At 64.1% G+C, this 12,371-nt stretch carries 10 protein-coding genes; 6 read left to right on the top strand and 4 right to left on the bottom strand.

The genetic code is table 11. From position 1 onward, the window contains the following. Window positions 1-9 precede the first annotated feature (9 nt). A complete protein-coding gene (locus FAY22_RS11805; RefSeq protein ID WP_146330388.1) occupies window positions 10-1,476 on the bottom strand; it encodes a PLP-dependent aminotransferase family protein in 1,467 nt (488 codons plus the stop codon). A gap of 124 nt (window positions 1,477-1,600) precedes the next feature. Between FAY22_RS11805 and FAY22_RS11800 the strand changes: the two genes are divergently transcribed. The 5 genes from FAY22_RS11800 (at window position 1,601) to FAY22_RS11780 (ending at window position 5,961) form a co-directional block, all read left to right on the top strand. Further along, window positions 1,601-2,575: a threonine dehydratase gene (locus tag FAY22_RS11800; protein ID WP_146330387.1), complete on the top strand. Its 975-nt coding sequence runs from the start codon at window positions 1,601-1,603 to the stop codon at window positions 2,573-2,575. Continuing rightward, window positions 2,563-3,153, top strand: coding sequence for a LysE family translocator (locus FAY22_RS11795; RefSeq protein WP_146330386.1), 591 nt, complete (start codon window positions 2,563-2,565; stop codon window positions 3,151-3,153). Before FAY22_RS11800 ends, FAY22_RS11795 begins: the two co-directional genes overlap by 13 nt. Before the next feature lie 84 nt (window positions 3,154-3,237). After that, the gene (locus FAY22_RS11790) at window positions 3,238-4,122 is read left to right on the top strand and encodes a DMT family transporter (RefSeq protein WP_146330385.1); all 885 of its coding nucleotides are present in this window, start codon (window positions 3,238-3,240) and stop codon (window positions 4,120-4,122) included. 68 nt (window positions 4,123-4,190) lie between these two features. Beyond that, entirely contained in the window at window positions 4,191-4,649 is a 459-nt protein-coding gene (locus tag FAY22_RS11785) for a RidA family protein (protein ID WP_146330384.1), read from the top strand. 118 nt (window positions 4,650-4,767) lie between these two features. Next, window positions 4,768-5,961: a PLP-dependent aminotransferase family protein gene (locus FAY22_RS11780; RefSeq protein WP_146330383.1), complete on the top strand. Its 1,194-nt coding sequence runs from the start codon at window positions 4,768-4,770 to the stop codon at window positions 5,959-5,961. Window positions 5,962-6,147: 186 nt separating this feature from the next. On the opposite strand, the gene parC is transcribed toward FAY22_RS11780, so the two are convergent. The 3 genes from parC to FAY22_RS11765 are packed head-to-tail and all read right to left on the bottom strand — an operon-like array spanning window position 6,148 to window position 11,221. Next, on the bottom strand, window positions 6,148-8,457 hold the full coding sequence (gene parC / locus FAY22_RS11775) for a DNA topoisomerase IV subunit A (RefSeq protein ID WP_146330382.1): 2,310 nt from the start codon (window positions 8,455-8,457) through the stop codon (window positions 6,148-6,150). Between the two features lie 13 nt (window positions 8,458-8,470). Continuing rightward, window positions 8,471-9,235 carry a lytic transglycosylase domain-containing protein gene (locus FAY22_RS11770; protein WP_146330381.1) on the bottom strand — a complete coding sequence of 255 codons (765 nt, stop codon included), beginning with the start codon at window positions 9,233-9,235 and terminating at the stop codon, window positions 8,471-8,473. A 3-nt stretch (window positions 9,236-9,238) separates the two neighbouring features. Further along, a complete protein-coding gene (locus FAY22_RS11765; RefSeq protein ID WP_146330380.1) occupies window positions 9,239-11,221 on the bottom strand; it encodes a DNA topoisomerase IV subunit B in 1,983 nt (660 codons plus the stop codon). Window positions 11,222-11,534: 313 nt separating this feature from the next. On the opposite strand from FAY22_RS11765, the gene FAY22_RS11760 reads away from it, so the two are divergent. Beyond that, window positions 11,535-12,365 carry a PleD family two-component system response regulator gene (locus FAY22_RS11760; protein WP_146330379.1) on the top strand — a complete coding sequence of 277 codons (831 nt, stop codon included), beginning with the start codon at window positions 11,535-11,537 and terminating at the stop codon, window positions 12,363-12,365. The last annotated feature ends 6 nt before the right edge of the window (window positions 12,366-12,371 follow it).

Raw genomic sequence — 12,371 nt, 5'->3', positions numbered from 1 at the left:
CGCCGTGTTTCAGCCAGCCTTGCCGATGTGCTTCTCCAGAAAGCGCAACAGTCCCGCATCCCCCATGTTCGCGACATTCACCCGCATGCGCGTCGACGGCAGCTGGCTCGGCGAGAACAGGCTGCCCGGCGCCAGCAGGTAGCCTTCCTGCATCGCCTTCTCGGTCAGCACATTGGTATCGCAGCCGGTATCGACCCACACGAACATGCCGGCCGGCGTGGCGATGTCGACGTTCACGCCGACGCGTTCCATCTGCTTGACGGTCTTGTCGCGCACGCTGTCGAGCTTGCCGCGCAGGCGGTCGACATGCTTGCGGTAGTGGCCTTCGGACAGGATCTTGTAGACCACCCGTTCGCCGATGTCGGACGTGGTCAGCGTGCTGAGCATCTTGCGGTCCGACAGTCGGACCGCCATCTCGGGAGAGGCGGCGATGAAGCCCACGCGCAGGTTGGCCGCCAGCGTCTTGGAAAAGCCGCCGAGGTAGATCACGCGATTGAGCTGGTCGAGCGCGGCGATGCGCGTGGCCGGCTGCACCGCGCTGCCGGGATGCAGGTCGCAGTAGATGTCGTCTTCCACGATCGTGAAGTCGTGCTGCTCCGCGATCTTGAGGATCTGGAACGCCTTGGCCGCCGACAGCGAGGTCGAGGTCGGATTGTGCAGCACCGAGTTGATGACATAGAACTTCGGCTTGTGCAGTGCCGCCAGTTCGGCCAGCTTCGCGATATCCGGGCCGTCCGGCAGGCGCGGGATGCCGACCACTTTCGCGCCGAGCGCGGCGAACGAGCCGAACATCAGGAACCATGCCGGATCGTCGACGAAGATGGTGTCGCCTGGCGCGACGAAGTGGCGCGCGATCAGGTCGAGCGCCTGCGTGACGCCGGACGTGGTCACGATCTGCTCGGGCGTGGCGCCGATCTCCAGCTCGGCCAGCTTCAGCTGCAGCTGCTGGCGCAGCGGCAGCCAGCCTTGCGGATTGCCGTACTGGAGCAGCAGCGTCTGGTTCTGCCGGCTGATTGCGCGCAAGCCGTTCGCCACCAGCTCGCCGTCCAGCCATTCCACGGGCAGCAGGCCGGAGCCGGGCGTCTGCTGCGCCGGATACTGGCGGAACATGTTACGCACCAGCCAGACCACATCCACCTGCTGCGAAGCGGATTCCACGGCGTTCGCGCTGCCGCCGGCGGTCATCGGGGCGCGTTCGCGCACATAGAAGCCCGAACCGCGCCGCGACTCCAGATACCCCTTGGCGACCAGCCGGTCGTATGCTTCCACCACGGTAAAGCGCGACACGCGCTGCTGATCGGCGAACTCGCGGATGGAAGGCATGCGCGCGCCGCTGCGCAGCAGCTTGTCGTCGATGCGCGCTTCGATCGAGCGCACGATCTGGCCGACCAGCGATTCGCCGGAGTCGCGGGACAGGACTTGCGGCGCAGCGAGGGCGAGCGCGGCGCCCTTGCGGGAAGAAGCTGTATTGGTCATGTTGCCGTAACAGTTATCGGATTTATTTGAGTAAGTGTACTGGTACTGTACTGGTTTTGTCGATTAGGATAGTTGGGAGCACTGAACAGGCTCTCGTTCACCAACTTCAATCCGGAGCGATGTCATGGGACTTCCGACCAAAAGCGAACTGGAAGCGGCTGCGCAGGTGGTCTACCGCGCCATGCCGCCCACGCCGCAATACAGCTGGCCGCTGCTCAATGAGGCGCTCGGCACCGAGACCTGGATCAAGCACGAAAATCACACGCCGACCGGCGCCTTCAAGGTGCGCGGCGGGCTGGTGTACCTCGATGCGCTGGCAAGGCGCTCGCCGCACATACGTGGCGTGGTATCAGCCACGCGCGGCAACCATGGGCAATCGGTCGGCTTCGCTGCGCGCCGCCATGGCTTGCAGGCGACGATTGTCGTCCCGCATGGCAACAGCAAGGAAAAGAATGCAGCGATGCGCGCGCTCGGCGTGGAGCTGGTCGAGCATGGCACTGAATTCCAGGAAAGCCGTGAGCATGCGGCGCGCCTGGCCGAAGAGCAGCGGCTGCACCGGATTCCGTCGTTTCATCATGATCTGGTCAGCGGCGTGGCCAGCTACTGGATGGAGTTGTTGACCGCGCAGCCGGATCTCGACACGGTCTTCGTGCCGATCGGCCAGGGTTCCGGCATTTGTGCGGCGATTGCTGCCCGCAATGCGCTGGGGCGCGCCACCCGGATCGTGGGTGTCGTTTCGGCCCATGCACTCGCCTACAAGCTGTCGTTCGAGCAGCGCCGCAAGCTGGAGTCGCCGGTGTCCACCGTGATTGCCGATGGCATGGCCTGCCGCGTGCCGGACGACGAGTCGCTCGACATCATCATGAAATACGCGGACAACGTGGTCGCCGTCAGCGACGACGAGGTGGCGGCCGCCATGCGCCTGTATTACACCGCTACGCACAATGTAGCCGAGGGTGCGGGCGCGGCGGCGCTGGCGGCGGCGATGCAGATGAAAGACAGACTGGCCGGCCGCCGCATCGGATTGCCGCTATGCGGCGGCAATGTCGATCATGACCAGTTCGCACGCGTGTTGCAGGGGGATGCATGGAATCGCTGATGCCCCTGGCGATGTTCGCCTTCGTCTCCTCGATCACACCGGGGCCGAACAACATCATGCTGACTTCATCCGGCATGCTGTTCGGCTTCTCGCGGTCGATACCGCACATGATTGGCATTAACGTCGGCTTCGGTGTACTGCTGGCCGTGTGCGCGGCGGGGATCGGCAGCCTGATTCTCGCGCTGCCGGCGGCACACCTGATGCTGAAGATCCTCGGTTCCGCCTACCTGCTGTATCTCGCATGGCAGCTGCGCAGCATCGGCTTCGGGCGAGACGACGAGGCAGCGGCGAAACCGATGTCGTTCGCCGGCGCGGCGCTGTTTCAGTTCGCCAACCCGAAAGCGTGGGTGATGGCGGTGACCGGCGCCGCCGCGTTCCTGCCGCCGGCGCAGCCGGTCTGGCTGGCGATCGCGTTGTTCTGCGCAGTGTTCTGCGCGGTCAACCTGCCGTGCATCGGCGTCTGGGCCGGCACGGGCGCGGCGCTGCGCCGCTATCTGGCGCAGCCGTTCTGGCAGCGCCTGTTTTGCGGCGTGATGGTGTTGCTGACTATGTATTCCGCAGCAGCCGTTTGGATGTGAGGATGCGATGAGACTGTCATATATGGAATGGTTGGAGTGCCTGTCCGGCCCAGCCTCGTCGAAAGGCGCACGATGAGCGCAGCCATGACCCAGGAAACCCGCGGCATGTGGCTGGGCGCGGCCGGCGTCGCGATCTTCAGCCTGACCCTGCCGTTTACCCGCATGGCGGTGGCCGAACTGAACCCGGTGCTGGTGGCGCTGGGCCGGGCGGTGGTGGCGGCGGGAGCTTCCGCACTGCTGCTGTGGTGGCTGCAGGCGCCGCGGCCCACGCGCGCCCAGCTGCGCGCGCTCCTGGTCACCTCGCTCGGCGTGGTGGTCGGCTTTCCCGTCCTGTCGTCGATCGCCATGCGCGACGTGCCAGCCTCGCACGGCGCCATCGTGATCGGCGTGCTGCCGCTGGCGACCGCGCTGTTCGGCGCATTGCGCTGCGGCGAGCGGCCGTCGGCCGGCTTCTGGATCGCGGCGGCTGCCGGCAGCGCGCTCGTCATCGGCTTCGCGCTGTGGCAGGGCGGCGGCGCCGTGCATGCCGCCGACCTGGCGCTGTTCGGCGCGGTGATCGCCGCCGCCATGGGCTATGCCGAAGGCGCCCGGCTGTCACAGTCGATGGGCGGCCAGCAGGTGATTTCCTGGGCGCTGGTGCTGTCGCTGCCGGTGCTGCTGCCGGTAACTCTCTGGTTCGGCTGGCAATACGGCGTCGCCGCATCGCCCCGCGCATGGATAGGATTCGGCTACGTGTCCTTGTTTTCGATGTTTATCGGATTCTTTTTTTGGTATAAAGGCTTGGCCCTGGGCGGCATCGCGCGGGTTGGGCAGGTGCAGCTGCTGCAGCCGTTTCTCACGCTGATCGGCGCCAGCCTGATCCTGGGCGAGGCGCTGCGGGCCGACACCGTCCTGTTCGCGCTGGCCGTGCTGGCGGTGGTCGCCGCCGGCAGGCGCATGAGTATCCGGCGGCCGGCGACCGGGGGATGAGGGTAAAATCGAACTCTTTTCCCTCTCCACGTAGAGAAAAAACCGAATAAACCAGATTGGAGCGCACCGTGTCCTGTTACGAAAAACTCAAAGCCCTCAATATCGAATTGCCGGCAGTCGCCACGCCGGCGGCCGCCTATGTGATGTATGCCCAGACCGGCAACACCGTTTTCCTGTCCGGCCATATCGCCAAGAAGGACGGCAAGCCGTGGGTCGGCCAGCTCGGCAAGAACATGGGCACCGACGAGGGGAAACAGGCCGCGCGCGCGGTTGCCGTCGATCTGATCGCCACGCTGCAGGCAGCCTGCGGCGGCGACCTGAACCGCGTCAAGCGCATCGTCAAGGTGATGAGCCTGGTGAACTCGACGCCGGACTATACCGAGCAGCACCTCGTGACCAACGGCGCGTCCGAGCTGTTCGGCGAAGTGTTCGGCGAGCAGGGCAAGCATGCACGCTCCGCCTTCGGCGTGGCGCAGATTCCGCTGGGCGCCTGCGTTGAAATCGAATTGATCGCCGAGATCGCGTAACTGCCTCGGCCCGGAATTTCAAGATCGGGCGGCGCCTACCCGGTGCCGTTCCTGAGCGGCCCGCCACAAGCGGTCCTGACAACAAGGCGCACGACGCCATCAACACTGTGAGACAAGCATGAAAATGGAAAACCCGACACCGATCCAATGGCAGTTTTCGCAACGCGCGCTGCAACTGCAAAGTTCCGTCATCCGTGAAATCCTGAAGGTCACGGTACGGCCAGAAGTGATTTCCTTCGCCGGCGGCCTGCCGTCGCCCGCGACCTTCCCGGTGGAGCGCATGCGCGCCGCATACGATGCGGTGCTGTCGCGCGAAGGCAAGGTCGCGCTGCAATACGGCCCCTCCGACGGCTACGGCCCGCTGCGCGAATGGATTGCCGCTTCGCTGTCGACCGGCGGCGTGAAGATCGTACCGGAACAGGTGCTGATGGTGTCGGGCTCGCAGCAGGGCCTCGACCTGCTGGGGAAGGTGCTGATCGACGAAGGCAGCAAGGTGCTGGTCGAGACGCCGAGCTACCTGGGCGCCCTGCAGGCGTTTTCGGTATACCAGCCAGAATTCGTGTCGGTGCCGACCGACGACCAGGGCCTGCTGCCGGACCAGATCGCCGGCATCGGGCAGGGCGCGCGCCTGCTGTACGCGCTGCCGAATTTCCAGAACCCGACCGGCCGCACGCTGCCGCTGGAGCGGCGCGTGGCGCTGGTGGAAACCTGCGCGCGCCTGGGCCTGCCGCTGATCGAGGACGATCCGTACGGCGCGCTCAGCTATCGCGGCGAACCGCTGCCGAAGATGGTCGGAATGAACCCGGACGGCGTCATCTACATGGGCTCGTTCTCCAAGGTGCTGACACCCGGTATCCGCCTTGGTTATGTCGTGGCGCCGCTGCCGCTGGCGCGCAAGCTTGAACAGGCCAAGCAGGCCGCCGACCTGCACACCGCACAGCTGACGCAGATGGTGGTGCACGAGGTGGTGAAGGACGGTTTCCTGACCGAGCATATTCCGACCATCCGCAAGCTGTATGCCGATCAGTGCGCCGCGATGCAGGCGGCGCTGGCCGAATACTTCCCGTCCTCGGTGACATGGACCCGGCCGGAAGGCGGCATGTTCATCTGGGTCACGCTGCCCAAGCATATCGACAGCATGAAGCTGCTGGATGAAGCGATTGCACAGAACGTCGCCTTCGTTCCGGGCGCGCCGTTCTATGCCAATGCGCCGGAGCAGAACACCTTGCGCCTGAGCTTCGTGACGGTCCCGCCGGAGAAGATCCGGGAAGGGATTGCGAAGCTGGGCAAGCTGATCGCGTCGAAAATCTGAGCGGGTAGTTTCTCCGCTTGTTCTCCCCTTCGCTCAGGCGAGAGGGAGAATCCGGCTCGCTGATTCCACCGGACCCCGGCCTGCAAATCCCGCACATGGGCCGCATCCAGTGCTTGTGCCCGAAGCGGGGTGAGGCCGTGCGTAAAAAAACGCCATGCTACCAGCCATGGCGTTTTTTTCTTCCCCTTATATCGCTGTCAGCGCGCTCGGCTTGATCTTCGATTCCAGCGCCTTACCCTTGCGCGCGCGCTTGCCGATATGCTCGGCCAGCGCGGACGCCGACAGGTTCAGCTGCTGAGCCTTGCCGCCGCGCCCGATGCCCGACACGGTCACGCCTTTCTGGCTGATCGGCTGGGCGGCCACCAGTTTCTCATTCTTCTCCAGCTCCATCAGGATCACGCCGCGGCCGCCGCCGGAGAGGGTCTTGATTTCGTCCAGGCCGAACACCAGCAGGCGGCCTTTCTCGGACAGGCATGCGAGCGCGCTGGCATTGCCGCCGACGACACGTGGCGCCAGCGGCTCGTCGCCCTCGTCGAGCGTGACGAAAGCCTTGCCGGCCTTGATGCGGCTGACCATGTCGCCGGCCCTGGCGGTGAAGCCGTAGCCGGCAGTCGACGCCAGCAGCAACTGCGTATCCGCCGGCCCCGCGAAGTAATGCAGCAGGCGCGTGCCGCTGGCCAGTTCTACCAGCGTCGTCACCGGCACGCCGTCGCCGCGCGCGCCCGGCAGGGCGGATACCGCCATCGAATAGATGCGGCCGTTGGAGCCGAACGCGAGCAGGGTGTCGACCGTGCGGCATTCGAAGGTGCCGTACAGGCTGTCGCCGGCCTTGAAGGCGAACTGCGCCGGATCGTGCCCGTGGCCGGTGCGCGCGCGCACCCAGCCTTTCTGCGAGATCACCACCGTGACCGGCTCGTCGATCACCTTCTGCTCGATGCTGGCGCGTTCCGCTTCCTCGATCAGGGTGCGGCGCGCGTCGCCGAACTGCTTCGCATCGCCTTCGATTTCCTTGATCACCAGCTTTTTCATCGAGGCCGGGTTGTCGAGCAGGTCGTGCAGCGTCGCCTTTTCCTTGCGCAGCTCCGCCAGCTCCTGCTGGATCTTGATCGCCTCCAGCCGCGCCAGCTGGCGCAGGCGGATTTCGAGGATGTCTTCCGCCTGCCGGTCTGACAATTTGAACGCCTGCATCAGCGCCGGCTTCGGTTCGTCCGATTCGCGGATGATCTTGATCACCTTGTCGATGTTCAGCAGCACCGCCTCGCGGCCTTCGAGGATGTGGATGCGGTCGTCGACCTTCTGCAGGCGGAATTGCGTCCTGCGCGTGATCGTGACGAAGCGGAAATCGATCCACTCGCGCAGGATCTGGCCCAGCCCCTTCTGGCGCGGGCGGCCGTCGCCGCCGATCATCACCAGGTTGAGCGACGCGCCCGACTCCAGCGACGTGTTCGCCAGCAGGATGTTCATGAACTCGGTCTGGTCCTGGTTCTTCGACTTCGGCTCCAGCACCAGGCGCACCGGAGCATCCTTGCCCGATTCGTCGCGCACCGTGTCGAGCACCGACAGGATCATCTGCTTTTGCGCCAGCTGTTCCGGCAGCAGCGATTTCTTGCCGGTCTTGACCTTCGGATTGGTCAATTCCTCGATTTCTTCCAGCACCTTCTGCGACGAGGTGCCCGGCGGGAGTTCGGTCACGACCGCCTGCCACTGGCCGCGCGCCAGGTCTTCGATCTTCCAGCGCGCGCGCACTTTCAGCGTGCCGCGGCCGTTTTCGTACATTTCGGAAATCGCGGAAGTCGGCGTGATGATCTGTCCGCCGCCAGGGAAATCCGGGCCCGGAATGTAGGTCATCAGGTCGGCATGCGTCAGGTTCGGATTGCGGATCAGCGCGACCGCCGCTTTTGCCACTTCGGTGAGGTTGTGCGACGGGATTTCGGTGGCGAGGCCGACCGCGATGCCGGAGGCGCCGTTCAACAGCACGAACGGCAGGCGCGCCGGCAAGAGCTTCGGCTCCTGCGCGGTGCCGTCGTAGTTGGGCTGGAAATCGACGGTGCCCATGTCGATTTCGTCGAGCAGCAGCTTCGAGATCGGCGTCAGGCGCGCTTCGGTGTAGCGCATCGCCGCCGCGCCGTCGCCGTCGCGCGAGCCGAAGTTGCCCTGGCCGTCGATCAGCGGATAGCGCAGCGAGAAATCCTGCGCCATGCGCACCAGCGCGTCGTACACCGATTGGTCGCCGTGCGGGTGCAGCTTGCCGAGCACGTCGCCCACCACGGCGGCGGATTTGCGCGGCTTGGCGGTTGCGTTCAGGCCGAGGTCGTGCATCGCGTACAGGATGCGGCGCTGCACCGGCTTCTGGCCGTCGGCCACGTCCGGCAGCGCGCGGCCCTTGACCACCGAGATCGCGTAGTCGAGATAGGCGCGCTCGGCAAAGGTGGCCAGCGTCAGCGCTTCGCCGTCGCCCGACGGCATTTCATCAAACAGGGAGGCTTGTTCAGTCATTGTGGTTCAGAATTTATTCGAATGTGTCGGCCGGCATGCTGCGGCGACCGGGAATGGTCATGTGAATCCGGCGCGCGCCGGATGCGGATTCGGAGAATGCGGCGATGGCGAGCTTTTCCGCCGCCGGCTTGTACAGCTGGTACAGCTGCTTGACGATCTGCACATAGCTGCGCGTCTCGGGGTAGGGGGGCACGGCATTGTTGTGCTTCTGCACAGCGCGCTCGCCCGCGTTGTAGGACGCGATCACGAGTTCCGGACGAAACGGGAACAGCTTGTGCAGGTCGCGCAGATAGCGCGCGGCGAGCCGGATGTTCGTCTTCGGATCGGCCAGCTTCTGCTCGACCGTTTTCTTCCTGTCGCCCTGCAGTCCGTAGCGTTCGGCGGTCGCGGGCATCACCTGCATCAATCCGATCGCGCCCTTGGGCGACACCGCCCCGGGATTGAAGCCGGACTCGGCTGCCATCACCGCTTTCAGCAGCGCGGGGTCGAGCGAGAATTCCTGCGCCGCCTCGTTCAGCAAGGGCTCGTATTTCTTCAGGTTAGGGTGCTTCGACAGGAAGTCGAACAGCGGCGTCCTGGCAGGCTCAGCCGTCGATTGCGGCAATTGCGACGAATCGAAAGCAGCGCCGCCGCGCACGAACAACTGGTAGCGCTCGTCGAGCTTTTCGGTGGAAAAATGCGCGGAGCCATCGCGATCGACGTAGCCATAGATGTCGGCGCTCGCATACGAGGATGCGAGCGTCAGCAACAATGCAGCGATGGCTCTTGTTATTCGCATTGATCAGATGTCGGCTTCCGCCTCGTTGCCGTGTTCTTCCAGCCAGGCGCGCCGCGCGGCTGCTTCGCCTTTACCCATCAGCATGTTGAAACGGTTTTCCGAGGCGGCCAGGTCGAAGTCGCCCAGCGACACCGGCAGCAGGCGCCGCGTGTCCGGGTTCATCGTGGTTTCCCACAGCTGCTCGGCATTCATTTCGCCCAGGCCTTTGAAGCGGGAGATCGCCCACGAGCCATCCTTCAGGCCATCCTTGCGCAGCTTGTCCTCGATCGCTTCCAGTTCGCCGTCGTCCAGCGCGTACAGCTTCTGCGCCTGCTTCTTGCCGCGCGCCGGCGCATCGATGCGGTACAGCGGCGGGCGCGCCACGCAGATGTGGCCGCGCGCGATCAGTTGCGGGAAGTGCTTGAAGAACAGCGTCAGCAGCAGCACCTGGATGTGCGAGCCGTCGACGTCCGCGTCCGACAGGATGCAGATCTTGCCGTAGCGCAGACCGCTCAAATCCGGGGTGTCGTTCGGTCCGTGCGGGTCGACACCGATCGCCACCGCGATGTCGTGGATCTCGTTGTTGGCGAACAGCCGGTCGCGCTCGGTTTCCCAGGAATTGAGCACCTTGCCGCGCAGGGGCAGGATCGCCTGGAATTCCTTGTCGCGCCCCATCTTGGCCGAGCCGCCCGCCGAGTCTCCCTCGACCAGGAACAGTTCGTTGCGCGACACGTCGTCCGATTCGCAATCGGTCAGCTTGCCCGGCAAGACCGCCACGCCGGAGGATTTCTTCTTTTCGACCTTTTGCGCGGAACGCAGGCGCGACTGCGCCTGCTTGATCACCAGTTCCGCCAGCTTCTTGCCGTAATCGACATGCTGGTTCAGCCACAATTCCAGCGCAGGTCGGGTGAAGGTTCCCACCAGCCGCACCGCGTCGCGCGAGTTCAGGCGTTCCTTGATCTGGCCCTGGAACTGCGGATCGAGCACTTTTGCGCTCAACACGAACGACACGCGCGCAAATACGTCTTCCGGCAGCAGCTTCACGCCCTTGGGCAGCATCGAGTGCATCTCGACGAAGCTCTTCACCGCGCCGAACAAGCCTTCACGCAAACCGGCTTCGTGCGTGCCGCCGGCCGGCGTCGGAATCAGGTTCACATAGGATTCGCGCACCACGTTGCCTTCCTCGGTCCAGGCCACGACCCAGGCCGCGCCTTCGCCCTCGGAAAAACCGTCGGCATCCGAGCCGGCATATTGCTCTCCTTCGAACAGCGGGATCAGCGGATCGGCGTGCGACGCCTGTGCCAGCGATTCGACCAGGTAACCGCGCAAGCCCTGGTCGTACTGCCAGGTCTGGCTGTCGCCGGTCTTTGCGTTGGTCAGCGTGACTTTCACCCCCGGCAGCAGCACGGCCTTCGAGCGCAGCAGGCGCTGCAGTTCCGCGTTCGGAATCGCGGAGGAGTCGAAGTATTTCGCGTTCGGCCACACGGTGACGCGGGTGCCGGATTTCTTGTCTTCCTTCGTCGTCGGGCGCGATTTCAGCTTCTGCACCACGTCGCCGTCGGCGAACGCGATCTGGTGCACGCCGCCTTCGCGCCACACCGTGATTTCCAGCCGCGACGCCAGCGCATTGGTGACGGACACGCCCACGCCGTGCAGGCCGCCGGAAAAGGAATAGGCGCCGCCCGAGCCCTTGTCGAACTTGCCGCCGGCATGCAGCCGGGTGAACACGATTTCGACGGTCGGCACCTTTTCTTCCGGATGCAGCCCGACCGGAATGCCGCGCCCGTCGTCTTCCACGCTGACGCTGCCGTCCGCGTTCAGGGTCACGAGAATATTCTTGCAATATCCGCCGAGCGCTTCATCGGAGGCGTTATCGATCACTTCCTGGATGATGTGCAGCGGGTTTTCGGTGCGGGTGTACATGCCCGGGCGCTGCTTCACCGGCTCCAGGCCCTTCAGGACCCGGATGGAGGCTTCGCTGTAATCGGAGGGTTTTTTAGTTGCCATTAATTGGAGATGCCAGATGTTCGGTTGTTGCTTAAAAGAATGTGCTTAATCAGGGAAGGTATTTAAACACAAATGGAAACCCCAGCATTCTAATGAAAAAAAGAAGTGACACGGCAGATGGCCTGTCGGTGGACGTTAACAAGGAAGAATGATCTAGATATGGGCTGAACTCCGTCTTCCAAGCGGGAAGGAGCCGGCGTGGCATCATCTATAACCATGTGTTACCGCGCAAAGTTGCGCGCTGGTAGATGGCTTTTGCGGGCAATAAATTACTCTGGTGCAATATGTGAAAGTCTTTATAGAATGAAGCATCATGTCATTCCATAATTTTCCTTTCGCAGTGCGCCTGATCGGGTTTTCTTCCGCCGAGGAGGAACGGTTCGACGCGGCCTTTGCGGTCCGGCAGGGTAAGGGTTATGGATATTTCCGTCTCGCACAGAACAATTTGCAGGACCCGGACATGTATGTCGCCAATGCCGATGAACTGCGTGCACTGGTCTCGCTGGCCGACCTGCGCCCGAGCGACGTCCGTCCAGCGCTCATGATCGGCGATCCGCAAATCGAGCTGCCTTATCCGCGGGTGGCGCGGCCGATCGACTGGACGGCGCTGATCGCTGCGCTCGATGGCTTGGTGGAAAAACGCGCCGATGCATTGTCTCGCCTGGAGGCTTCGGACATCGTCACCGTGCCGGAGCGGCGCCGCCGCAACCGCCTCGACGTCGACCTGACCGATCCGGCGGAATACGAAAAGATGCGCGCCAAGGTGCCCGACAACGGACTGGTGCTGGTGATCGACAAGAATTCCGCGCTGCGCGACTACCTGTCCGACCTGCTGGCGCGGCAACAGGTAAAGGTGGCCTGGGCCGACGACGAAACGAAGGCGGTCGACATCTGCCAGCAGCATCCGGTCGCGGTGGTCATGATCAATACGTCCACTCCCGGCGTCGACCCTTACCGCCTGTGCTGGGCCATCAAGGAAAAGGATTCGCCGGTGCGCATCGCGGTCGTTTTCCTGGTCAGCAAGCCGTTTGCCTACGACCTCGAACAGGCGCGTTACGTCGGCGCGGACGGCTTCCTCAACAAGCCGCTGGCGAGCCAGCACATGATCAGCGTACTGAAGAAGTTCATGCCGCTGCAGCGCTAGAGAGTG

Origin of the sequence: Noviherbaspirillum sp. UKPF54 (assembly GCF_007874125.1) — a bacterium.
Lineage (GTDB): Bacteria > Pseudomonadota > Gammaproteobacteria > Burkholderiales > Burkholderiaceae_D > Noviherbaspirillum.
The sequence above is the reverse complement of the archived record's forward strand: the minus strand, read 5'-3'. Positions and strand labels throughout refer to the sequence as shown.